The organism is Massilia sp. Se16.2.3 (assembly GCF_014171595.1).
Taxonomy (GTDB): domain Bacteria; phylum Pseudomonadota; class Gammaproteobacteria; order Burkholderiales; family Burkholderiaceae_D; genus Telluria.
Genome location: NZ_CP050451.1, coordinates 150,257 through 173,316 on the forward strand (window position 1 = coordinate 150,257; position 23,060 = coordinate 173,316).

24 protein-coding genes and 1 pseudogene are annotated in these 23,060 nt (G+C 64.5%); 12 read left to right on the forward strand and 13 right to left on the reverse strand.

The window, feature by feature from the left end; genetic code table 11:
* Positions 1-57: 57 nt before the first annotated feature.
* From G4G31_RS00700 to G4G31_RS00715, 4 genes are all read right to left on the reverse strand, one after another.
* Positions 58-582 carry a hypothetical protein gene (locus G4G31_RS00700; protein ID WP_182989874.1) on the reverse strand — a complete coding sequence of 175 codons (525 nt, stop codon included), beginning with the start codon at positions 580-582 and terminating at the stop codon, positions 58-60.
* Between the two features lie 295 nt (positions 583-877).
* A complete protein-coding gene (locus G4G31_RS00705; RefSeq protein WP_182989875.1) occupies positions 878-1,612 on the reverse strand; it encodes an NYN domain-containing protein in 735 nt (244 codons plus the stop codon).
* Between the two features lie 191 nt (positions 1,613-1,803).
* On the reverse strand, positions 1,804-2,508 hold the full coding sequence (locus G4G31_RS00710; RefSeq protein ID WP_182989876.1) for a hypothetical protein: 705 nt from the start codon (positions 2,506-2,508) through the stop codon (positions 1,804-1,806).
* A 229-nt stretch (positions 2,509-2,737) separates the two neighbouring features.
* On the reverse strand, positions 2,738-3,310 hold the full coding sequence (locus G4G31_RS00715) for a hypothetical protein (RefSeq protein WP_182989877.1): 573 nt from the start codon (positions 3,308-3,310) through the stop codon (positions 2,738-2,740).
* Positions 3,311-3,477: 167 nt separating this feature from the next.
* Here G4G31_RS00715 and G4G31_RS00720 point away from each other — a divergent pair, with 167 nt between their 5' ends.
* Entirely contained in the window at positions 3,478-3,807 is a 330-nt protein-coding gene (locus tag G4G31_RS00720; RefSeq protein ID WP_182989878.1) for a hypothetical protein, read from the forward strand.
* Here the strand turns inward: G4G31_RS00720 and G4G31_RS00725 are convergent.
* A complete protein-coding gene (locus G4G31_RS00725) occupies positions 3,799-4,437 on the reverse strand; it encodes an NUDIX hydrolase (protein ID WP_182989879.1) in 639 nt (212 codons plus the stop codon). The genes G4G31_RS00720 and G4G31_RS00725 overlap by 9 nt on opposite strands.
* Positions 4,438-4,581: 144 nt before the next feature.
* Positions 4,582-5,070, reverse strand: coding sequence for a CPBP family intramembrane glutamic endopeptidase (locus tag G4G31_RS00730; RefSeq protein WP_182989880.1), 489 nt, complete (start codon positions 5,068-5,070; stop codon positions 4,582-4,584).
* Positions 5,071-5,463: 393 nt separating this feature from the next.
* Here G4G31_RS00730 and G4G31_RS00735 point away from each other — a divergent pair, with 393 nt between their 5' ends.
* Both G4G31_RS00735 and G4G31_RS00740 read left to right on the forward strand, forming a co-directional pair.
* Complete coding sequence (locus G4G31_RS00735) at positions 5,464-6,654, forward strand: cation:proton antiporter (RefSeq protein ID WP_182989881.1); 1,191 nt, start codon at positions 5,464-5,466, stop codon at positions 6,652-6,654.
* Positions 6,644-7,795, forward strand: a complete 1,152-nt coding sequence (locus G4G31_RS00740) for a YbdK family carboxylate-amine ligase (protein ID WP_182989882.1) — start codon at positions 6,644-6,646, stop codon at positions 7,793-7,795. Before G4G31_RS00735 ends, G4G31_RS00740 begins: the two co-directional genes overlap by 11 nt.
* Before the next feature lie 478 nt (positions 7,796-8,273).
* Here G4G31_RS00740 and G4G31_RS00745 read toward each other — a convergent pair whose 3' ends face one another.
* The 4 genes from G4G31_RS00745 to G4G31_RS00760 form a co-directional block, all read right to left on the reverse strand.
* On the reverse strand, positions 8,274-8,597 hold the full coding sequence (locus tag G4G31_RS00745; protein WP_182989883.1) for a hypothetical protein: 324 nt from the start codon (positions 8,595-8,597) through the stop codon (positions 8,274-8,276).
* A 94-nt stretch (positions 8,598-8,691) separates the two neighbouring features.
* On the reverse strand, positions 8,692-9,627 hold the full coding sequence (locus G4G31_RS00750; RefSeq protein WP_374011336.1) for a gamma-glutamyl-gamma-aminobutyrate hydrolase family protein: 936 nt from the start codon (positions 9,625-9,627) through the stop codon (positions 8,692-8,694).
* Positions 9,628-9,777: 150 nt separating this feature from the next.
* Complete coding sequence (locus tag G4G31_RS00755) at positions 9,778-10,038, reverse strand: hypothetical protein (RefSeq protein WP_182989885.1); 261 nt, start codon at positions 10,036-10,038, stop codon at positions 9,778-9,780.
* Entirely contained in the window at positions 9,969-10,526 is a 558-nt protein-coding gene (locus tag G4G31_RS00760) for a hypothetical protein (protein WP_182989886.1), read from the reverse strand. Before G4G31_RS00760 ends, G4G31_RS00755 begins: the two co-directional genes overlap by 70 nt.
* 337 nt (positions 10,527-10,863) lie before the next feature.
* Between G4G31_RS00760 and G4G31_RS00765 the strand changes: the two genes are divergently transcribed.
* The 6 genes from G4G31_RS00765 (at position 10,864) to G4G31_RS00790 (ending at position 17,458) form a co-directional block, all read left to right on the forward strand.
* Positions 10,864-12,858 (forward strand): DNA topoisomerase IV subunit B, encoded by a 1,995-nt coding sequence (locus G4G31_RS00765; RefSeq protein ID WP_182989887.1) that lies wholly within the window; start codon positions 10,864-10,866, stop codon positions 12,856-12,858.
* A 173-nt stretch (positions 12,859-13,031) separates the two neighbouring features.
* Entirely contained in the window at positions 13,032-15,359 is a 2,328-nt protein-coding gene (gene parC, locus G4G31_RS00770; RefSeq protein WP_182989888.1) for a DNA topoisomerase IV subunit A, read from the forward strand.
* 270 nt (positions 15,360-15,629) lie between these two features.
* On the forward strand, positions 15,630-15,962 hold the full coding sequence (locus G4G31_RS00775) for a winged helix-turn-helix domain-containing protein (RefSeq protein WP_182989889.1): 333 nt from the start codon (positions 15,630-15,632) through the stop codon (positions 15,960-15,962).
* 20 nt (positions 15,963-15,982) lie between these two features.
* Complete coding sequence (locus G4G31_RS00780; RefSeq protein ID WP_202033696.1) at positions 15,983-16,228, forward strand: hypothetical protein; 246 nt, start codon at positions 15,983-15,985, stop codon at positions 16,226-16,228.
* Between the two features lie 46 nt (positions 16,229-16,274).
* The gene (locus G4G31_RS00785; RefSeq protein ID WP_182989891.1) at positions 16,275-16,697 is read left to right on the forward strand and encodes a hypothetical protein; all 423 of its coding nucleotides are present in this window, start codon (positions 16,275-16,277) and stop codon (positions 16,695-16,697) included.
* 26 nt (positions 16,698-16,723) lie between these two features.
* A complete protein-coding gene (locus G4G31_RS00790) occupies positions 16,724-17,458 on the forward strand; it encodes a DUF4386 domain-containing protein (protein ID WP_229425253.1) in 735 nt (244 codons plus the stop codon).
* A gap of 61 nt (positions 17,459-17,519) precedes the next feature.
* Here the strand turns inward: G4G31_RS00790 and G4G31_RS00795 are convergent, their stop codons facing one another.
* Together G4G31_RS00795 and G4G31_RS00800 are read right to left on the reverse strand one after the other, a co-directional pair.
* Positions 17,520-18,029, reverse strand: coding sequence for a hypothetical protein (locus tag G4G31_RS00795; RefSeq protein WP_182989892.1), 510 nt, complete (start codon positions 18,027-18,029; stop codon positions 17,520-17,522).
* Between the two features lie 174 nt (positions 18,030-18,203).
* Positions 18,204-19,619, reverse strand: coding sequence for an IgA Peptidase M64 (locus G4G31_RS00800; protein WP_182989893.1), 1,416 nt, complete (start codon positions 19,617-19,619; stop codon positions 18,204-18,206).
* Positions 19,620-19,768: 149 nt separating this feature from the next.
* Between G4G31_RS00800 and G4G31_RS00805 the strand changes: the two genes are divergently transcribed.
* The gene (locus G4G31_RS00805; RefSeq protein WP_182989894.1) at positions 19,769-20,815 is read left to right on the forward strand and encodes an alpha/beta fold hydrolase; all 1,047 of its coding nucleotides are present in this window, start codon (positions 19,769-19,771) and stop codon (positions 20,813-20,815) included.
* 10 nt (positions 20,816-20,825) lie between these two features.
* On the opposite strand, the gene G4G31_RS00810 is transcribed toward G4G31_RS00805, so the two are convergent.
* Positions 20,826-21,233 (reverse strand): rhodanese-like domain-containing protein, encoded by a 408-nt coding sequence (locus G4G31_RS00810; RefSeq protein ID WP_229425254.1) that lies wholly within the window; start codon positions 21,231-21,233, stop codon positions 20,826-20,828.
* Between the two features lie 90 nt (positions 21,234-21,323).
* On the opposite strand from G4G31_RS00810, the pseudogene ftrA reads away from it, so the two are divergent.
* Positions 21,324-22,287 (forward strand): annotated as a pseudogene (gene ftrA, locus G4G31_RS00815) (transcriptional regulator FtrA).
* A 197-nt stretch (positions 22,288-22,484) separates the two neighbouring features.
* Positions 22,485-22,811: an excalibur calcium-binding domain-containing protein gene (locus tag G4G31_RS28770; RefSeq protein ID WP_183108503.1), complete on the forward strand. Its 327-nt coding sequence runs from the start codon at positions 22,485-22,487 to the stop codon at positions 22,809-22,811.
* Positions 22,812-23,060 lie beyond the last annotated feature (249 nt).

Below are 23,060 nucleotides of genomic sequence, written 5' to 3' on the forward strand. Positions count from 1 at the left end.
CGTTGCCGGCTCAAGGCGGGCTTGGGGTACTGCCGGGCTTTCCAGACCGCGGTGCGCTCAGTCTAAAGCGGAACTAGATGCGTCAGAGCCATTACGCTCCTTAAGGAACTTCTGCAGGTAGCCGGCCGCAGCCACAGTTTGATCCGCGTCCTGGAAATGTCCCGATGGACGTGTAAATGCAAACGAATCGAACGAGAAATCCTTGTGCCGAACAACAACGCGCCGCCCTAAACCCATGGAATCCACGTTTACGCTCATGATATCGTCCACGGGAATACGCTTGACGATATCGTAGCTCTTCGCCTTGTCATCCCACTGTTCGAACAATATCGCTTTGTCCGCGACCACCAGCGCACCTGCGATTTGCGTGGGAGTGCCGCTGAGCATTCCATTGCGCACATCGGTGAAGCCGCGCTGGTTCGGATACCAGAAGGCCGCGCCGAAGAAGCGGACCGCTCCGTCGCCCTTCGGAACTGGGGCCTGGACGAGCGTCGCGAACTCGGGAGAATCGGTCGGGCCAATGGTCGAGCAGCCGGAAAGAATAGCCAGGGCTGCCAAAATGGAAATGCCATATTTTTTCATCGCGTAGATCTTCTTTTCGGAGCCCCTGTTACGCGAGGCGTCGCTCGCTGATGACCATGTCTTTTGAGACGAACGTTCGGGCCGCGTTGTTAGTAGTTTTCCGGCTGTCGTTAGTTGGTCTCTGAACTAGCTTTAAACCACTCATCATAACCTGTCTTTTGCATATATCGGGTGGACCATTTATCGCACCTCTATCAGAGCCGGCGACCCTCTACGTTTCGCATTACCAGTGCCAGAGCATTTGAAACAATTTGCATTTGCACCGCCGCACGAGCAGATCATTGTCTTTTCCGGCCTATTTCAAGCGCACGTATAGGTGTACGTGGGGCGAGTTCTCAGCTGAAACCTCTTTGACGTCTACGAACGGTAGCCGACGGATCAGTTCGCTGAGCTTGTCGCATCCATAGTTTCTAGAGTCGAACGCGGGCATGTTCTTAAGAATAAGGTTGCCTACCTGGCCAAGCGGAGCAAACCCGTCATCACGGGTAGCCGCGACAATGGCTTTACGCAGCGTTTCCTCAGTTTCACCCATTGAAATGGGCGGGCGTTGTTGATTCACATGTGGCCTTACTGCGCCTCCCGGCTCGGCAGTCGCGGGGCGTAGGATTTCGGTGTAGATGAATTTGTCGCACGCCGCGACGAACGCTGCTGGCGTCTTCCTCTCACCAAAACCATAGACTGCCAGCCCACTTTCCCTGATGCGCGTCGCTAAGCGAGTAAAGTCACTGTCTGATGAGACCAAGCAAAATCCATCCAGTTTTCCGCCATGGAGCAGATCCATAGCATCAATGATGAGCGACGAGTCAGTCGAATTTTTCCCAACCGTATATCCAAACTGCTGGATAGGCTGAATGGCCATCATATGTAGCGTTTCTTTCCAGCCTTTTAGGTTGGTGGTGGTCCAGTCGCCATAAGCGCGCTTGACAGTGGCTGTCCCATACGTCGAAACCTCTGCTAGCAGCTCTTTGACAATAGAAGCTTGAGCGTTGTCTGCATCGATAAGAACCGCAAGATTCGAATTTTTGGTCACCGCTTTCCCTTAGACTTTTCTAGCCGATCGTTCGTCACTGGTTTCAACACGCTCTTTTTCTGTCTGCATCACGGTCTTCCCAGTTAGAAACGCTCAACTTTGTTTCCGGTGACGATGGAGGGCTGCAGCGGGCGATGCTGCTGCTGAGCAAGTATCGGCTGCCGTCATGCCGCTGACGGTGTCCCCTACCCTCAAGATTTGTTCTGGTAGCGGTCGACGCTGAAACCGCTGACATCGAACTCGAATACAGGCGAGCCCTGCTGGTAGATGTTGAGCGACAGGCGAACGCGCTGCGCTTTCTTCAGCTTGTTCAGGAAACCCGCATAGTTCTGGATGAATACCGTTTCCGAACTATGATCCGCCGGTCCCGTGGCATGGTAGGTGACCGGTTTTTCGTCATCGAAGCGAACCTGTACCGAGCATCCCTCATAGGAAGGGCAGAGAATCTGGCCACGGCTGATCTGGAACAGGACGTCCTTGCCATGACGCGGATCGGTACGCAGGGTCAGGCTGCCGTGCTGGGCGCCGGAATAGGGAAATCCGAAGTTGACGGTATTCGAACTGCTCACCGATGCGAACTTCGTCATCCCGCCAGTCATCTTGTCTTCGGACACCGAGTAATCCCATTGCTTGCCGACCTCCGGGGCCGGTACCGCCTCCTGTTCAGGGGCGGCCGCCGCGCTGGCGCTGGCGCTGGACAGCGACGCGGATGCGTTCGCGGTGGATGGAGTGGCCGCGGCTTTCTTCAGCTGGCTCAGTTCCAGCTCGAGCTCGGCAATACGCTGCTTGTCGGCACTGGATGACGCGTCTCTTCCCGAGCATCCGGTAAGCTGGACGGCGAGGGCGAGAACGCAGGCGAGACAGGCCGAAGAAGAACGATGGAAGCGCTTGTACATGGCTGAACTTTGGAAGAGATTGCGGGAAGGCATGCGCGGCAACAAGGTGTAGCCGAATGAACCACATTAACACATGTTGCCACTGGAAAATCTCTCGGAATTCCACCATGGCGCCTCCGCCATCAGCCTGCTGCCCCGCCATCTCCAGGCCAGCGCACGCTTGCGGTGACGATGCAGGACGCAGCGGGCGCTGCGGCTGCCGAGCAAGCAAGCGCCGCCGGCGCAAGGTTCAGGGGCGGTAGGTATCGGTGCAATACACGCACCTGACCGGCTGCGAGGCCAGGTTCGGGTAGGCAGCGGCGAAGTCTTCCTTCATCTCGGGCTCGGACAGCAGGTCTGGCAAGATGCGCATGTCGAATTGCACGCCCCCAAACGTCGCGGACTTGTTGGAGATGACGCGGAAATTGCCGAGATGGGTCACCGCGCCGGCCGCCACCGTGAACGGTTTCGCCAGGGGCGAGCTCTGGATGGGCTGGCGCGATATCACTTCCTTGGTGAGGGTGGCGTAGGTCAGCCATTGCGTGATCGTATAGGTGCCGGGACGGACCTTGATCGCGATCGGGCTGCGGACGACTTCCGTCGGCAGGCTGCTGTCCGCGCCCATCGGCATCACGTATTCTTCCTGGCTATCTGCGGCGCGCAGTACCAGCGCGAAATTCATGCCCTTGTTGCGGCTGAACTGGCCAGCCACATAACCGGCATTCGCCTCTGGCTGGGCGGTCGGCGCGAGCGTGGGCGTGAGGCTGACGCAGCCGGTCAGCAACAGCAGCGGGAACAACAGGACGGCAAGACGTGTGATCATGGATGTGCTCGAGTAGCAAAACGAATTGTTGAAAGGAAATTCAGGCGACTGATGTTGTCATAAGTACACTATCAGCGCAACCAGAACCTGTTCCATTTCCCTGCCGGGCGCGGCGCACGGCGGCAGACCTGCTACCTTTATGCCCAGCCACATCTCTGGAGCGTGCCATGTACTTCTCTGTCTATGAAGTCGCCAAAGCCAATCGGCTCGATCCCCGCGAATTGATCGAGTTTGCGATGGCAAACATGCAGGAATACCATGTCGAGCCGCATGCCTGGGGCGAGCTCGTCGTCGAGATCGAGGGGATGAATGAGCTCGTGAGGGATTTTTCTGCGCAGTTCCCACAACATTGCAACTTGCCGCCCGACGGCGAGGACGATCCGCATTGCGAATGGAACCCACTCGACAGGTTCATGGTCGACCGCGAAGGCAAGCGCGTCTGGAGCGAAGGCAACCCCAAATGGGTCAAGCCGCCACCCAAACGGCGCCTACCTTAACGGCAAGCTGCGGATCGCCTGCAACAGTGGCAGGTCATTGGGATGGGTCAGGAAGCGCTCCAGGGCGGCGCGCGGTACCAGGTGGACTGCCTGCGACTCCCAGCCCATGGCGGCCGGGTTGCCGCCGACCCGCTCGGCGCGGTAGTAGCGGGTATAGCTGCGTGAACGGTTCGAGTCCGCCAGCCAGCCGGTAATCCTCACCTGCAGCCCCGCTTCCTCGAAGGCTTCGCGGATGGCGCAGGCCTGCAGGTTGACGCCGCCATCGATCCGCCCTTTCGGGAAGGTCGTCCGGTAGCCGCCAAAGGCATTCGAAGGCGACACCAGCCAGATCCTGCCATCTGGCTCCTCGATGACGACGCCGGCCGCCGGCTGCTTGCCTTCCGGGACCCGGAACGGCGGCTCGTCATGGGCGAACTGGCCGGCAACTTCGTTCCAGCCCGCTTCGCTGGCGGGCACGTCGCGCCACGGCGCGAACGCAATGCCGTTGAGCGTGTCCGGCATGGCGCCGCCGGGAATCACGGTCGCGGCCTGACGGGGGTCGGCCCAGGCGACCAGCGGCGTCGGGGTATCGGGATGCTGCAGCAGGACTGGCCTGCCCTTGTCGTCGGGATGAGGATGGTGGTGGGGCATAGGGGTTCTGCGGTCCTGGTTGTCCGTAATGACGGGCCCATCATAGCGGAATAGCGGGCATCCTATCGCCGAGGCGCCGAGCGTAGGTGGCGCGCCTGGCAATCGGCAAGGGAGCGGAAACGCCGCCACCACCGCGTCACCGGATCACTTGCGCTGCGCCGCCGGGGCGGCCGCCTTGCTCCACAAGACGGTACGCACCACGTACAGCCCGACCACGTCGAGCGCCGTGTGCACCATCATCGCCGCCAGCAGGCCGACGTACTGGTAGAGGAAGCCGAGGGCCACGCTGGCGCCGAACACGCCCAGCGCCTGCACCAGCGTTGCCCGGTTGAGTTTGCGGAACCGGTAGACCGGCGTGTGCGTCAGCAGGAAAACGATCGAGGTGATCCATACCCCCAGCAGCGGCTGCAGCGCCGCGCGGAACAGCAGCTCTTCGCCGATCGCCGCCGCCAGGCTGATCCACAAGGGATTCAGGCCCGACAGGTCGAGCCGGCTGTAGGCATTGATCGTGCCCTGCGTGGCGTCGGAACGCGTCGTCAGGCGGAAGCTGATGTAGGACCCGGCCGCCGCCAGCGCCGACAGGACCAGGCCGTACACCAGCTGCGTGGTCCAGGCCATCGGCCCGCGCAGCACGGCCGCGCGATCGTCCCTGGGCCACGAAGATGATGGCGAGGGCGATCAGCGAAAAAGCGACGCAGGTCAGGACCTGGGCGGTCAAGCGGATCGGCGGGCGCGCTTGCGGCTGGACTGGGAGTGGGGATTGCTCGGTCATGAAGAAGGCCGGGCGTGCGCCGGCAAAACGGAAATCGGGCGGCGGGCCGCAGGTGCCGTCGATTCGCAACGGCGCCCCGCATTCTATCCAGCGGCGCCAGCGGTGACAACCGCCATGGCCGCGCACCAGGCCAGTCGGCTCTGTTAGGCCGGGCACCGACCCGCGCCCCGATCGGCGCGATACTGGCGCCAAGCGCAGGCCGGGCCATTCCATCCGCCGCCGCCTGCACCAGACCACTGTTTTTCGAGGAACCCATGCTTGAATTGCTGCCGATCCTGACCAGCCTGGCATGGCCGTTCGCCATTGCGATCGCCTGGATCGCCGGGGAATTCGGCCAGCGCTTCACAGGCTTGCCGCGCATCAGTTTCTACGGCCTTGTCGGCTTCCTGCTCGCCGGCCCCCAGCTGGGCATACTGCCGCCACCGGATGCCGGCAGCGTGCCCTTCCTTGCCGACGTCGCCTTCGGCCTGATCCTGTTCGAGCTCGGCTACCGCATCAACCTGCTCTGGCTGCGCAACAATCCCTGGATCGGCATCAGCGGCCTGGTCGAGTCGCTGCTGACCTTTATCGTCGTCTACCTGCTGGCCCTTGCCTTCGGCACGCCGCAGCTCACCAGCCTGATGCTGGCGGCCCTGGCGATGGCCACCTCGCCTGCCACCGTGGTGCGCGTGATCAACGAGGGGCGCAGCTCGGGCCAGGTGACCGAGCGCGTGCTGCACCTGACGGCGCAGAACTGCGTGCTGGCCGTGTTCGCCTTCAACGTCGTGGTCGCCTTCTGGATCTTCCGCACCTACGAAGACCTGGGCGACGCCATCTGGAACAGCTTCGTGCTGCTGGCGGTGTCGCTGCTGACCGGCGCCGTGTTCGGCCTGACCGTACCGGCGCTGCTGCGCGCGCTCAGGAATCCAAACCAGGATGCCACCGTCGCCTTTGCCCTGGCCGTGTTCCTGCTGGTGGCGATCACCCACGCGGCCGGTCTGTCGCCGGTGGTCGCCACCCTTGCCTTCGGCCTGGTGGCACGGCACCGGCGCGTCGCCTTCAGCCAGGCCCAACGGGGCTTCGGCGCACTCGGCGACCTGCTCACGGTGCTGCTGTTCGTGTTTGCCGCCTCCACCCTCGACTGGCGCCAGGTCGCGGCCGGCAGCCTGCTGGCGCTGGTGCTGGTGCTGGCGCGGCTGGTCACCAAGACACTGGGCGTGACCGCATTTGCCCACCTGTCAGGTATCTCGTGGCGCAAGGGAGCGCTGGCCGGGGTCGCGCTGGCGCCCCTGTCCGTGTTCGTCATCCTGCTGCTGGAACACGCGCGCCAGGCCGGCGTGCACGTGGTCGAGGAATTGCGCTCGATCGCGGCGGTGACGATGCTGCTCGAGGTGTTCGGTCCGATCATCATCCAGCGCGCCCTGGTGTGGGCGCACGAAGCACCGGAGGGCCAGCATGCCGCTTGAAGCCTTTGCCCCGTCCACCCCGCTGACCTTCGGCGTCGAGCTCGAGCTGCAGCTGGTCAGCCTGTCCGACTTCAACCTGACGGCCGCCAGCCCGGACCTGCTGCACCTGCTGGCGCGCAAGCCCTTCCCTGGCAATGTCACGCCCGAGATCACCGAGAGCATGATCGAGATTAATTCGAGCGTGCACTCAAGCTATGCGCCGCTCCTGGCCGAGCTGCAGCAGATCCGCGACACCCTGGTGACGGCGGGCGACACCCTGAACATCGGCATCGCCGGCGGCGGGACGCACCCCTTCCAGCACTGGTCGGAACAGAAGATCTTCGCCAAGCCGCGCTTCGAGCACCTGTCTTCGCTCTACGGCTACCTGGCCAAGCAGTTCACCGTGTTCGGCCAGCACGTACACATCGGCTGCGGCAATGGCGACAACGCCATGTACCTGCTGCACGCGCTGAACCGCTACATTCCGCATTTCATCGCCCTGTCGAGCTCCTCGCCCTTCGTGCAGGGCCACGACAGCCTGTTCGATTCGGCGCGCCTGAATTCCGTGTTCGCCTTCCCGATGAGCGGCCGCGCGCCCTTCACGCTCAGCTGGAGCGAATTCGAGAGCGCGTATTACGCGAAGATGGAGCGCACCGGCATCGTCAAGAGCATGAAGGATTTTTACTGGGATCTGCGGCCCAAGCCCGAATACGGCACGATCGAACTGCGCGTGTGCGATACGCCGCTGACGGTCGAGCGCGCCGCGGCGCTGGCGGCCTACCTGCAGGCGCTGTGCCGCGATTTGCTGGAGCGGCGCGAGGCAGCGCCCGGCGAGGACGCGCCTGTGGAAGACGATTACCTGGTCTACAACTACAACCGCTTCCAGGCCTGCCGTTTCGGGCTGGACGGATTGATCACGCACCCGAAAAGCTACGAGAACGTCTCGATCCGCGAAGACATCCTGGCGACGCTGGAGCGCATGGAGCCGCACGCTGAAGCGCTCGGCAGCCTGGACGCGCTGCGGCACCTGGCCATGGCGGCGAGCGACGGCAGCGACGCCACCCTGCTGCGCCGGCAGTACGAGCTGCAGGGGAGCGTGGAGGGGATGGTGCATGCGGCGATCAACTGGTTCCGTGGGGAGCGGAGGTTCAGGCGGCGGTAGCCACGTGCGCGAGGGAATCGTAGGGGCGTAGGGTGGGCTCGTCCTTGAGCCCCCCAGGCTCCAGGACCCCACGCGGTATAGGACCGTTGCGCATTCGCGGCGTTTTTACAGACCAAATACCTAGCGTATACGAGCGGTTGTTTCGAGTGCTCATCCGTGCTGTACCGCGTGGGCTCAAGAGCCCACCCTACGAAAATGCAGGGGAGCGTGGAGGGGATGGTGCATGCGGCGATTAACTGGTTCCGTGGGGAGCGGAGGTTCAGGCGGCGGTAGCCAGCTGCGCGAGGGAATCGTAGGGGCGTAGGGTGGGCTCGTCCTTGAGCCCACCAGGCTCAAGGACCCCACGCGGTATAGGACCGATGCGCATTCGCGGCGTTCTCACAGACCGGATACGTAGAGGATAAGGACTTCTGTTTCGATTGCTCCCGCGTGGACACGAGTGTCCACCCTACGAAACCGGGCCACCTGAACGCCTCGTTCACACCGTGCCGGCCCGGCTTCCCATGATCCGTTCCAGAAAATTGCGCTTCGGTGCCGGCCGCGGCATGCCTTCGTCCACCAGGCTTGCCCACTTTTCGCACAACTGCTCGCAGGTGGCACGCAGCACCGGGTCGAGCTCGGGCAAGCGCGCCAGGGCGCACAGGTGACGTTCGATACTCGATGCCAGCCGCACGCAGGGACGGTCGCGCTCGTCGCGCGCGGTGTAGTGCGACATCAGGTGCAGCACGGAAGCGAGCATGACCGCGTCCTGATGGCGCGTGCCCTTTCCGGGCGTGGGGGCGTCTGCAAACAGCTCCTTCATGGCGATCCCTTCATTTCGTTAATGAGAATGATTCTCATTCATTATGAGGAAGGAAGGGATGGGATGCAAGCGCTTTTACACCCGTGCGGCTTTTCTAGAGCCGCGTCTCGCGCGCCGCGCGCAGGAACTCGTCGAGCACGGGCGTGCAGTCGAGCAGGTCGGTGCCGCCGGCGCGGTGGAATTCCGGGTGCCACTGCAGCCCCATCACGAACTTGGCCCGCTGGTAGCGGATCGCCTCGACGATGCCGTCCGGATGCGACACCGCCTCGACCCGTATATCGCGCCCGAGTTCTTTCACGGCCTGGTGGTGGATCGAGTTGACGATCGGCCGCCCGGCGCGGGGGAACATGCGCGCCAGCGAGGAGCCGGGCGGGAATTCGATGGCATGGCGGTGGGCGTCGTAGTCGGTGTGCACGTGGGCCATGGCTTCCGGTACATTGGTCGCCACATCCTGGTAGAGCGAACCGCCGAAGGCAACATTGATCAGCTGGCAGCCGCGGCAGACGCCCAGCACGGGTTTGCCGGCCTCGACGAATTCGTGCAGGAGTTCGAGTTCGTACACGTCGCGCGCGCGGTCGCCATTCCACTCGGGGCGCGTGGGCGTTTCGGAATAGGTGTGCGGCGACACGTCGGCACCGCCCTGCAGCACCAGGCCGTCCAGGTGGCGCGCATAGTGGCGCAGCGTGATGTTGCTGGGGTGGAGCAGGCCATTGGCGTTCACCGTCGGAATCATGAACACCAGCACGTCGCGCGACATCACCCACTGGGCGATCGATTCTTCGAGATACTGCAGGTTCTTGCTGCGCAGCCCGGTGGCGCCCGGTTCGGGATGGTAGATGCGTGCCGACACGCCGATGCGCAAGGTGCTGCGCAGGAAATCGCGGCTGAAGCGGTCGCGCAGGGCGCGCCAGCGCGAAGACAGGATGTGGCCGGCCGAGCCGGAGGGTCCGTCCGGCATGCGGTTCGGGCCGCGGCGGTCGGGAACCCGCTCCGGTGCGTCGGGACGGGTCTCCAGCGGCGGGCCGGGGATTCTCCACGTTGCTGTTGGTGATCGTCTGCCATGTCTTCAATATAGCGGCGTCACGGTCGCGCACGATTCGAAGTTGTAACTAAATCACACTGATCGGTTGGAGCGTAGCCACTCCCTCCGCGGCACCGCGAAAGACCGCCTTGAAACGCTTCAGGCGCCGGGCGCCGGCAAGGCGGCCAGGCGCTGCAGCACTGCCACCAGGTTGCGGTCGGCCACCGGCTTGTCGAGCAGGCCGCGGACCCCGGCGCCGCGGGCCAGCGCGCTGTCGTAGGAAAAGGTATGGCCGACCAGCAGCACCACGGCCGTGCGCCCTGCCCCGGCCTGCGACTTGATGGCACGGCTCAGCGCATAGGGGTCGATGCCCGGGCCGAGGTATTGATCAGCGCCAGCACCACCGGCGTTTCGTCGCACAGGCGCACAGCGGTGGCGGCACTGTCGGTCCAGGCCACCGGCAACGCACGCTGGTCGACCAGGTGGGCAAGATGGTCGCGGAAGGCGCCGCCCTTGTCGACGACGAGCAGCTTGCCGGGACGCGGCGGCTGGCGCCGGGCCGCGTCGGGGCCGCTGCTGGCGATGCGCGGGCAGCGGCGGCGTTCGGCCAGCAGGGGCTCGCCACGCGCGCGCAGCAGTGCCAGTGTGCGCCGCCGCTCTTCCTGCAGGCGGCCCAGTACAGCATACAGGGCCGCCGGTTCGCACGGCAGCGCCAGCTGGTCGTACCCGGGGCAGGGATTGCCGCCGACCACCAGCACTGTCGGCGCGCAACGCATGGCTTCCAGGGAAGCGAGAGCAGCCGGGTTGCCGCCGTCGACGATGACGAGATCCGGTTCTTGCAGGCTGTCCTCATGCAGGCAACAATAGACGGGGCCGGTGTGGGGCGCCGCAGCCAGCAGCGTGCGCATGCGCGCACGGTCGCAGTCCCCAAGTCCGAGCAGACGTATCGCGATCGCTATTTTCCGTGCGTGCATGATGTCGACCCAATGCCGGCAGCCAGGACCGGAGTTGTTGTACTCCCGTCTGCGAAGGCCGGCGATTCTTGCCTTATCTACTGTATGGATGTACAGTATATGTTTTGGCCAAGGTCCCTCGCGCGAAGGTTTCCGAGTCCCTTGACTTAGCAAGCTGCGTATCAATCTACGCACGTTTGTATGCGCTGACAAGGACAATCGCCCGCAACACTCCTGCTTTTTCCTTCCGACAAGATAGAATGCGCAGGCTTTCGAACAAAACCTGACCAGCATGGCAACCAAGAAACCCGCACCCGACTACAGCGAATCATCCATCCGCGTCCTCAAGGGACTCGAGCCCGTGAAGCAGCGCCCGGGCATGTACACCCGGACCGAGAACCCGCTGCACATCATCCAGGAAGTGATCGACAACGCCTCCGACGAGGCGCTCGGCGGCTACTGCAAGAACATCGGCGTGACCCTCAATGTCGACGGTTCCATCACCGTCGAGGACGATGGCCGCGGCATTCCGGTCGGCCTGCACCCCGAAGAAGGCGTCTCCACGGTCGAGATCGTCTTCACGCGCCTGCACGCCGGCGGCAAGTTCGACAAGGGCTCGGGCGGCGCCTATGCCTTCTCGGGCGGCCTGCACGGCGTCGGCGTCTCGGTCACCAATGCGCTGTCGAAGCGCCTGGAAATCACCGTCTGGCGCAAGCACGAAGACAACGGCGTGCACCGCCTGGTCTTCGCCGATGGCGACGTGATCGAACCATTGACCTCCGCACCGTTCGAACGCGGCGGCAAGAAGAACGGCACCCGCGTCACCGCCTGGCCCGACGGCAAATATTTCGATTCGCCGAACATCCCGATGGGCGACCTGCAGCGCCTGCTGCGCTCGAAAGCCGTGCTGCTGCCGGGCGTCACCGTCACGCTGACGAACGCGAAAACCGGCGACGTCCAGACCTGGCGCTACGACGAAGGCCTGCGCGGCTACCTCACCGAAGCGATGGCGCAATCCTCGAGCGGCCAGACCGTGATCCCGCTGTTCGAGGGCGAAGGTTATGCGGCGGCTGGCGACGAAAGCTTTGCCGAAGGCGAAGGCGCGGCCTGGGTCGTGGCCTGGAACGAGGAAGGCGGCGTCGTGCGCGAGTCCTACGTCAACCTGATCCCGACGCCCAGCGGCGGCTCGCACGAGTCCGGCCTGCGCGACGGCTTGTTTGGCGCCGTGAAGGGCTTTGTCGAACTGCATGGCCTGCTGCCGAAAGGCGTCAAGCTGCTGCCGGAAGACGTGTTCGCACGCGTCTCCTTCGTGCTGTCGGCGAAGGTGCTGGATCCGCAGTTCCAGGGCCAGACCAAGGAACGCCTGAATTCGCGCGACGCCGTGAAACTGGTCTCGACGTTCACGAAACCGCCGCTCGAACTGTGGCTGAACCAGCACGTCGAATACGGCAAGAAACTGGCCGACCTCGTCATCAAGCAGGCGCAGTCGCGCATGCGTTCGCTGCAAAAGGTCGAGAAGAAGAAGTCCTCGGGCGTGGCGGTGTTGCCGGGTAAACTCACCGATTGCGAATCGACCGACCTCACCCGCAACGAACTGTTCCTGGTCGAGGGCGACTCGGCGGGCGGTTCCGCAAAGATGGGCCGCGACAAGGAATACCAGGCGATCCTGCCGCTGCGCGGCAAGGTCCTGAACACCTGGGAAACCGACCGCGACCGCCTGTTCGCCAACAACGAAATCCACGACATTTCGGTGGCGATCGGTGTCGACCCGCACTCGCACGGCGATTCGCCGGATTTGTCCGGTCTGCGCTACGGCAAGATCTGCATCCTGTCGGACGCCGACGTCGACGGCTCCCATATTCAGGTGCTGCTGCTCACTTTGTTCTTTAAACATTTCCCTGCCCTGTTCCGCCACGGCCACATCTGCGTGGCGCGTCCGCCGCTGTACCGCGTCGACGTGCCGGCACGCGGCAAGAAGCCGCTGCAGAAGCTGTATGCCCTGGACGACGGCGAATTGCTGGCGATCGAGGACAAGCTCAAAAAGGATGGCCTGAAGGAAGGCAGCTGGAGCATTTCCCGTTTCAAGGGCCTGGGCGAGATGAATGCCGAACAGCTCTGGGAAACGACCATGAACCCGGACACGCGCCGCCTGCTGCCGGTGGCCCTGAACGGTTTCGACCACGGCGAATCGAGCGCGCGCTTCAACATGTTGATGGGCAAAGGCGAAGCCGCCGCCCGCCGCGCGTGGATCGAGGAACACGGGAACGAGACGGAAGCGGATATTTGATGCGGTGTGCGGGTTCCACCGTACGAAAAAACCGCGTGGGGTCATTGAAGCCGGGGGCTTCAATGACGGTGCCCACCCTACGGTTTGGTAGGGTGGGCATTCATGCCCACGCGGTACAACATCAAAAAATCGAAACGCCTCCGCGAGCCGCGAACGAACGAACAAACTGAACTATGACTACCCAAGCAAACCTCTTCGAACAAGCCGCCGAGCCGGCCGACGACATCGAAACGCTGACCCTGTCGACCTTCGCCGAGCGCGCCTATCTCGACTACGCGGTCTCGGTGGTGAAAGGACGCGCCCTGCCGGACGTCGCCGACGGCCAGAAGCCGGTACAGCGCCGCATCCTGTACGCGATGAACGAACTCGGCCTGGGGCCCACTGCGAAACCGCGCAAATCGGCGGCCGTGGTCGGCGATGTGCTCGGCAAACTGCACCCGCACGGCGACCAGTCGGTCTATGACGCCCTCGTGCGCATGGCCCAAGACTTTTCGCTGCGCTACCCGCTGATCGACGGCCAGGGCAACTTCGGCTCGCGCGACGGCGACGGCGCTGCGGCAATGCGCTACACGGAAGCGCGCCTGACGCCGATTTCGCGCCTGCTGCTCGATGAAATCGACATGGGCACGGTCGACTTCCAGCCCAACTACGACGGTTCCACCAACGAGCCGCGCACGCTGCCGGCACGCCTGCCGATGGTGCTGCTCAACGGCGCCTCCGGTATCGCGGTGGGCATGGCGACCGAGATCCCTTCGCACAACCTGCGCGAAGTGGCCGAGGCGGCCGTCGCCATGATCCGCAACCCGAAGATCGCGAACGCCGAACTGATCACCCTGATGCCGGGCCCGGACTTCCCCGGCGGCGGCCAGATCATCACGCCGGCGTCAACGATCGCCGACATGTACGCCAGCGGCCGCGGTTCGCTGAAGGTGCGCGCGCGCTGGAAGATCGAAGAGCTCGCACGTGGCCAATGGCAGGCGGTCGTCACCGAACTGCCGCCGGGCACCTCGGCTGCGCGCGTGCAGCAGGAAATCGAAGAGCTGACGAACCCGAAGGTCAAGCTCGGCAAGAAGACGCTCACGCCGGAACAGATCGCGCTCAAGCAGACCATCCTGAACGCGCTCGACACGATGCGCGACGAGTCCGGCCGCGAAGCCGCCGTGCGCCTGGTGTTCGAGCCGAAGTCGAAGAACCTCGACCAGAACGAATTCATGCTGCTGCTATTGGCACATACCTCGCTCGAGACCTCGACGCCGATCAACCTGGTGATGATCGGCGGCGACGGTCGTCCGCGCCAGAAGGGCCTGGCCGAGATCATCCAGGAATGGATCGACTACCGCTTCACCACCGTCCGCCGCCGCACCGAATTCAGGCTGGACAAGGTCAACGACCGCATCCACATCCTGGAAGGCCGCGAGATCGTCCTTCTGAACATCGACAAGGTGATCGCCATCATCCGCAATGCGGACGAGCCGAAGGCGGCGCTGATGGAGGAGTTCCGCCTGTCCGCGATCCAGGCCGAGGACATCCTGGAAATCCGCCTGCGCCAGCTGGCACGCCTGGAAGCGATCAAGATCGAGCAAGAGCTGTCGCAGCTGCGCGGCGAGAAGGAAAAGCTGGAAGACATCCTGGCCAATCCGTCGACCATGAAGCGCACCATCATCCGCGAGATCGAGGCGGACGCGAAACAGTTCGGCGACGCCCGCCGCACGCTGATCGAAGAAGCGCAAAAGGCCGTGGCCGAGCAGAAGATCATCGACGAACCGGTGACGGTCATCGTGTCGGAAAAAGGCTGGGTACGCGCCCGTACCGGCATTGGCCACGACCCGGCGCAGTTCACCTTCAAGGCCGGCGACTCGCTGCTTTCTTCCTTCGAATGCCGCACGGTCGATTCGCTGGTCGGTATCGGCGACAACGGCAAGACCTATTCGGTGCCGGTGGCCGCCCTGCCGGGTGCGCGCGGCGACGGCGTGCCGATCACGACCCTGGTCGACTTGTCGGGCGGCGTCCGGATCCTGCATTATTTTGCCGGTTCCGCCGACACGCGCCTGCTGCTGGCGACGTCCAATGGCTTCGGTTTCATCTCGAAGGCGGGCGACATGGCCAGCCGCCTGAAGGGCGGTAAATCCTTCATCACGCTCGACGACGGCGCCCTGCCGCTGCCGCCGCGCGTGGTGCTCGACAGTGCTGGCGCGATCGCCTGCCTCTCCGGCAATGGCCGCGTGCTCGTGTTCGGCATCGACGAGATGAAGGTACTGACCAATGGCGGCCGCGGCGTGACGCTGATGGAACTCGATCCGAAGGAGCAGCTGATTGCTGCCCAGCCGATCAGCCAGAAAGGCGTGAACGTCATCGGCACCTGGGCCGGCTCCAAGCCGCGCACGGTGGAGCTGTACGCATCCGGGCTGGAACCGCACTTCGGCAAGCGCGCGCGCAAGGGCAAGCCGCTGTCGCAGAAGCTGAAGGCAACCGACCTGGCGATGCGCTCGACGGGGGAGTGATTGGTGGCGTAACGCGCAGTGAATGAATGCCGGCCTTGTGCCGGCATTTTTTTGCACTGCCAATCCATGGTTATTGCCGACTGCGCGGCACGCACCGGATCGATACCGCGTGGGCTCGGGGCGCCCACCCTACGAACTGCGCGGCACGCACCGGTTCCATTCCGCGTGGAGTCGGGACTCCACGCGGTTGTACCTACGCACAGCCGGACACGAAGCACTCATCCATAAAATAGACTCGACACGCTTTCACATGTCAGATATTGTTTACACATGAAACAACAACTGGACAAACTGGATGGCGATGCCTTGCTGGCCGTGCTGGCGGCCCTGTCCAATCCGCACCGGCTGCGCATCATCGCGGCGCTGCAGGCGGGCGGGCGCAACTACGTGAGCCAGCTGGCGCGCGAACTCGGCATGAGCCGCCCGCTCCTGCACCTGCACCTGCAAAAACTGCAGGAGGCCGGCCTGGTCGTGAGCCAGCTGGAACTCTCGCCCGAGGGCAAAGCCTTGAATTTTTTTGAAGTAAATCCCTTCGACCTCGCATTGACGCCCGCCCGGATCGCCGCGGCTGCCCAATCCCTGACCAACAACATCAACGACTAGAGACCGCCATGAAAGAACATGTGTACCTGCTCACGCTCGCCATCGCCTTCGGCACCGTCATCCTCGTGTTTGGCATGCGCGCCTACGCTTCGGTGCAGCAAGCCAAAGCCCGCATCGCCAGCGAAAACAGTTATCGCCTCGCCGCCGAAAGCGCGGCCGCCGCCCAGGCAGAAACGGCCGCGGCGCTGGGTGCCATCCAGGCATCGCTGCTGGACATGCAGACGCGCATGGCGTCGGTCGAAAAACTGCTGAAAGACGTCGGATAAGCCCCTCGAGCACGCCCCCCTGCAAGTCCTTTCAAAGGAGTCCGCCATGCCCGCCGTTTCATCCTTGCGCCTGAACCTGCTCCGCGCCCTGTATCTCCTGATCGCCGTCGGCCTCGGCATCGTCGTCTGGCCCGGCGTCATCCGCCACGAGCAACCCTGGGAGCTGATGCAGGGCTTCGTGAACTGCATGCTGGCCGCCTTTGGCGTGCTGTGCGCGCTGGGCGTGCGTTATCCGCTGCGGATGCTGCCGGTGCTGTTGTGGGAACTGCTGTGGAAAGCGCTCTGGCTGCTTGTCGTCGGGGTGCCGGCACTGCGCGCGGGACCGCTGTCGCCGGCGATGGCGGAAAATTTGTTCGCTGTCGGCCTGGTTGTCCTGATCCCGCTCGCCCTCCCGTGGCGCTACGTGATCGCGACCTACTTCAGGGGCCCCGGCGAGCAGTCCCTGCGTGCTGGCGCTGCGCCCAATTGACGCGGCATCCCGAACCGGATCACTCCATGCCGAACTCCCGCCCCCTGCCGCACCAGATGCCGATCCAGGCCTGGGCCCGCTTCGCCGGAATCTTGTACCTGCTCATCATCGTCATCGGCCTGTTCGGTGAAACAGTGATCCGCGGGACGCTTGTCGTGACGGGCGATCCGGCCGCGACGGCGCAGCATATCCTGGCGACGCCGTCGCTCTGGCGCCTGGGCATCGCGGCCCAGGATCTGCTGCTGATCTGCGCCGTCGGGCTCACTTTCACCTGCTACCTGCTGCTGCGCCCGGTCGACAGGAACCTGGCGCGCCTGCTGGTCTGCTTCGCCTTGGTGTCCCTCGCCGTCGAGAGCATCAGCGCGCTGCACCTGCACGCGGTGCTCACGCCCCTGTCCGATGCCGCTTACCTGAAAGCCGTCGACCCGCAACTGCTGTACCTGACGGCCTACCAGTCCATCGTCGCGCACGCCCATGCCTTCGGCCTGGCCCTGATCTTCTTCGGCATCGAATGCCTGATCGCCGGGCACCTGATCCGCAAGTCAGGGTTCTTTCCGAAGTGGATCGGCGTGCTGATGCAGCTCGCGGGGGCAGGCTATCTCATCAACAGCTTCAGCATGATCCTCTCGCCAGCCCTGCAAGCGCTGCTGTTCCCTTTCATCCTGTTGCCCGCACTCGTCGGCGAGAGCGCGTTCTGCCTGTGGCTCCTGCTCAAGGGCGTCGACGGGGCGGCCTGGGAGCGCAGGGCCGCAGCCGCCTGAGCGATCCACCTCCCCAAAAAAATGCCGGCTCGCGCCGGCACATTTTTGTGGCAGGACCCGATTACTTCCTGGCCGCAGCCTTGTGCACGTCGGCGGTGGCTTCGGCGCGGACCTGCTCGGTCCTGGCGGCGGCCTGCGCCTTGTCGGCGGCGGCATCGACCTGGGTCTTCAGCGATTTCTCGTCAGCCTTGATCATTTCCTTCTCGGCCTTCAGGTTCGCTTCCGACACTTTTTCCTCGGCCTTGGCCATTGCCTTGGCGCGGTCTTCCGGATCGGCCCTGGTCACCTTCTCGGCGGCGTTGGCGTGGGCCTTGACGGCTTTCGCATGGGCCCTGGCTTTCTTTTCCTGGGCGTCGGCGACGGCCTTGGCGGCCTTCTCATCGGCCTTGGAGGCGGTCTTCATTTCCTTCGCTTCGGCCTTGGCGACATCCTTTTCCGCACGGGCTTCGGCTTTCACGACGGCTTCGCTGGCGGCCGGGGTGGTGGTGGCCTGGGTGACGGTGGTCTGGGTTTGCGCGCAGGCGCCGGTGGCGAGGAAGGCGGCGATCAGGGTGGCGAGCAGTTTGTTCATGATGTCTGTCCTTTCGGTCTATGGTGGGCTGCGGAACCGTGTCCGCATGCTGTGTTTAACTTTTTGTTAAGTACAGGTCCAGAATAGGCCGCGGGGTGAGGTGGGTCTGTTCGTCACCACACAAACACTCGTTGCGTTACATCAAGTTACAAAGATTGCATCAATTGCCTACGGTCAGCGTTTGGCTGGACCGGCGTACAGGTCGATGATGTCGAGGATCCCGTCCGCGCAGACCGGGCAGAATGCCTCGCTGCGATCGAACATGATGCATTGCATCGCCGGGCGGTAGTAGCCGCTGGCTTCGTAGTTCGCGCCTTCGAAGGCGCCGATGGCATGGCGATGGGGCTGCCGGTCGAACAGGGCGCGGGTGGCGGCCAGGTCTTCGCGGAACAGCGCATCCATCTCGCTTTCGGGCCGGTTCTGTTCGCGCAGCGCGGCGCGCCGTTTCTGGTAGGCCCGCGAGCGCTCCTCGTACTGGGCTTTCGGCCACGGCGTCGGCAGGGGCGTCCCGGCCTGCACGTGGCGCTTCCACTTCAGCTGGGCCGGGTCGCGCAGCGCCGTCACGTTCGGCTCCCAGGGTTCCATGCGCGTGCTGCTGGCGGCATAGGCCACGGGCGAGGTGTAGTACTCGTCGGCCAGGCCGGCAAAGTGGTGGCCGAACTCGTGCACGAACAAATAGTTGGCCCAGGCATTGCCGGCGGCGGCCGTGCTGAACTGGCCGAAGATGCCGCCGCCGCCATAGGTTTCGTTGTTGACCAGGATTTCGATGAATTCGTAGGGCGCGTGCTGGGCGATGTTGCGTAGCGCCCGGTTGTCCAGCGCCAGCACATAGCGTTCGCTGCCAAAAATGTCGTAGCGGGTGCCCAGGTTTGAGGCATGGTGCACGCCCGTCGAGGGGCGCGACACGCCCGACGCTTCGGTCGGCACGGCCAGCGCCCAGACGTTGAAGTCGTTGGCGCGCTCCTTGAAGGGCGAGACCGAGAACAGGTGCTTCGCCAGGCGGCGCGCATCCGCCTCGAACTTCGCCATTTCCCTGGCGGTGTAGCCGTCGCCGAGGATCAGCAGGTCGACTTTCTGCGGCGACGGTCCGCTGACGTGCACGGGAATCGGCTTCGCCACTACCGCCGGCTGCTTCCTCACCACATCCGGCGCATCGGTATCGATCTCGATACTCCAGGCCACCGAAAACGCATTGCGCTCGTCGCGCTTGAGAATGCGCACGCGCACCGGGCGGTCGGGCTTGGGAAAGCGCACCGATTCCTGGAAGCTGCGGCTGATTTTATTGGCCTCGTCGGTCGTGCGCCACTCGCCGAAGATGGTGGAAAAATCGCGCGAATAGAGCAGGTCGCCCGTCTTCGCATCGGCCACTTCGACCCGGTTCTGGCCGCGGTTCGTGTTGTCCAGGCTGCGCGTGGTGTCGCCTGGCCAGGGCAGCGGCTCGATCGCGACCTGTTCCAGCGCATAGCTGTCGCCGAGGGCATTGCCGCTGTGGGCGTAATCGACGCGCACGGTGGCCGGTTGCGCGGCGTGGGCAAGGCCGCCCATGAAAAGGCAGACAGCAAGAAGCAGGCGCGGAAAGAAGCGGGGCATGGCAAGTCCTCGATGGAGTCGATCCCGGCATTGTAATCCTGGCACAACAGCAATGCCTGCCCTGCCGATGCATATCCGATCCTTGTTGACGGCCCATGGCAGCCGATAGATGATTGTCAGTCAACAATAACGACAATGACCGGAGACCGATGAAAACCCTGTCGAGCTTGTTTGCAGGCGCCCTGCTGGCGCTCCCCTTCGCCTGCGCCGCGGCCGAGACCGCCCCGGCCTGCGCCAGCGCCCGACAGCGCGTGGATGAACAGGGCTTCGTCCGCATCAACGGCATCGAGCAGTGGATCACGATGCAGGGCGACAGCTGTGCCAATCCGGTCATCCTGGTGGCGCACGGCGGCCCCGGCAATCCGCTCAGCATCTACGACAAGGGGCCCTACCGCGCCTGGGAAAAGGATTTCACGGTCGTGCACTGGGACCAGCGCGGCGCCGGCATGACCTATGGCCGCAACAAGCCGGCCGACGACGAAACACTCACCGTGGAAGGCTTGCGTGACGACGGGCTGGCGGTGGCGCGCCACGTCGCTGCGCGCCTGGGCAAGCGCAAATTGATCCTGATGGGCAGTTCCTGGGGCTCGGTGCTGGCCGTGCACATGGCCAAGGCCAGCCCCGGGCAGTTCTGCGCCTACCTCGGCACGGCGCAGGTGGTGGCGCAGCGCGAAAACGTCGATGGCCATGCCAGGCTGATCGCACTGGCACGCGCCGCCGGCGATACCGAGACGGCGGCCAGGATCGAAGCGCTGGGCCCGCCGCCCTGGACCAATCCCCGTTCCTTCGGCATCGAACGCAAGGCCATGCGCAAGTACGAGGCGATGCGCACCGACCCGATGCCGCGTAGCTGGAGCGAACCGGGCGCGATCCATGCGACAGCCCAGGCCCAGGCCGACTACGAAGCCGGCGAAGATTACTCCTTCCTGCAGTTCGTCGGCATGCGCAATGACGGCATGGCGGCAACGATCGACCTGTACCGCCTGGGCCCGGACTTCAGCCTGCCGGTCTACCTGGTGCAGGGCAGCGAGGACCTGTTGACCACGGCCGCCGTCACGCAGCGCTATTTCGATGCCCTCCAGGCGCCAGTCAAAAAGCTGGTGGTGGTGCCGCGCGCGGGCCACGACCCGAACCTGCCGATGGTCGAAGCGCAGGCACGCCTGCTGCGCGACGAGATCCGGCCGCGTTGCCTGTAGGGACAGCGCCTCACGCGGTATCCGCGCGGGCAAGCGCGAAACCCTCGTCGACCCAGCCGGTGACGCCGCCCACCATCAGCTTGACCGGCCGCCCCAGCTTCTTCGCCAGCCGGTAGGCGCCGCGGTGGGCGCCGTTGCAGTGCGGTCCCGCGCAGTAGACGACGAACAGCGTCGCGTCCGGATAATCGCGCAGTTTGACGTCGACGATTTTTCGCTGCGGCAGGTTGATCGCACCGGGCACGTGACCTTGCGCGAACAGTTCGGGGCTGCGGACATCGAGCAGGACGAAATCCTGCTGGGCGCTCGACATCGCGCCGAACACGTCGGCGCAATCGGTCTCGAATTCGAGCGCCGTGCCGAAGTGGCAGGCGGCGCGGTCGGCGGATGCGGCGGGAACGGCGCTGACGGAAGAGCTCATCGGTTTCTCCTGTGAAGTGAGCAGCCAGTGTGCCCTGCCCGCGGCCAGGCCGGCAGATCGATCCATGACAGAAATTGGTAACATTGCGCCATGCCCCACCACGTCGCCATCCTGGCCTACGACGGCCTGTGCACCTTCGAATTCGGGTGCGCCATCGAACTGTTCGCACTGCCGCGCCCCGAGCTCGGCGTCGCCTGGTACAGCCACGCCGTCTGCGCCGCCGAGGCGGGCCCGCTGCGCGCCATGGGCGGCCTGACGGTGCAGGCGCCGCATGGCCTGGAAGCGCTTGCCGACGCCGACACGATCGTCGTGCCGGGCTGGCGCGATGCCGCCGAAGCGCCGCCGGCGCCGCTGGTCGCGGCCCTGCAGGCGGCGCACGCACGCGGCGCGCGCATCTGCGCGATCTGCTCCGGCGCTTTCGTCCTGGCCCACGCCGGCCTGCTCGATGGGCGCAGGGCGACCACGCACTGGCGCTACCTGGAACGTCTCGGCAGGGAGTTCCCGCAAGTGCGCATCGATCCCGGTGCCCTGTACGTCGAGGACGGCCGCGTGGTGACCTCGGACCGGCTCGGCGGCGGGCCTCGACATGCTGCTACACGTGGTGCGCAGCGACTTCGGCGCCGCCATCGCCAACGGGGTGGCGCAGCGGCTGGTGATTCCGGCGCACCGCGACGGCGACCAGCGGCAACTGGTAAAGCGCCCCCTGCCCGCCGAAGACGCCAACGCGATCGCACCGCTGATGGACTGGGTACGCGAAAACATCCGCGCCGGCCACACGGTGGCCTCGATGGCCGGGCAGGCACGCATGGGAACGCGCACCTTCCAGCGCCGCTTCAAGGAGTCGACCGGCCTGGCGCCGCTGGCCTGGCTGGTGCGGGAACGCATCGGCCTGGCCGCGCGCCTGCTGGAGACGCGGCCGGCACTGGCCATCGACGCGGTGGCCGACCTCGCCGGCCTGGGGTCCGCGGAATCGCTGCGGCGCCACTTCCGCACCCATGGCCTGCCTCCGCCCGGACGCCTGCGCAGGCGCGACCAGCCGGCACAGCGCGCCTGACACGCGCAAGCGACGCTGCATGCTCTTTGATGCACAAAAGAAATAACTATTGCACAACAGGCGTTATACTCCCTGCATGCCTGCATATCGTCAGGCCTGCTCATGGGGATTCAATGCCGGACAAACACGGATATGCTGGCGGCTTGCCGGGAGCGCCGGCTGCTGCGACACCGCGCCTGCACCTGCTTGTTGTATGCATGGGCTTGAGCCTGCCCGGCGCGGCTTTCGCGCATGGCGGGGGCCTGAACGCCCACGGTTGCCACACCAACCACAAGACCGGCGACTACCATTGTCACCGCGGCACCTCCCGGCCGCCGCCCATCCCCCGTTTATACACCGATGCTTCCCGGGCCGCGCCGCAAACGCCCGCCCCACCGGCCGAGCCGCGCGCAGGACGCCCATTTGCGAACTGTGCGCAAGCGCGCGCGGCCGGCGCCGCCCCTGTCCGGTTTGGCGAGCCCGGGTACGCACGCCACCTGGACCGCGACCACGACGGAATCGGCTGCGAGTCCTACCGGCGCTAACGCCGCACGCCCTGCCGCCCCGGGCACGGGACCCCACTTCGGCCAGGCCGTCCGAGCGTGGCCTCGCAGGCAGCGCCAGGCCGCCCCTACCGATTGGCATCGCCTCCTGCGATGCCGCATGCATATTCCCGGGAATCCGCCTTCCACTCCCGATTTCGCGCAGTCTGTCACAAAATGCTGACATTGCTTTTCATTAACTGTAGATTGTCAGGGAGGAAATAATTCCCGCCGCCCGCTTCCATAAAACAA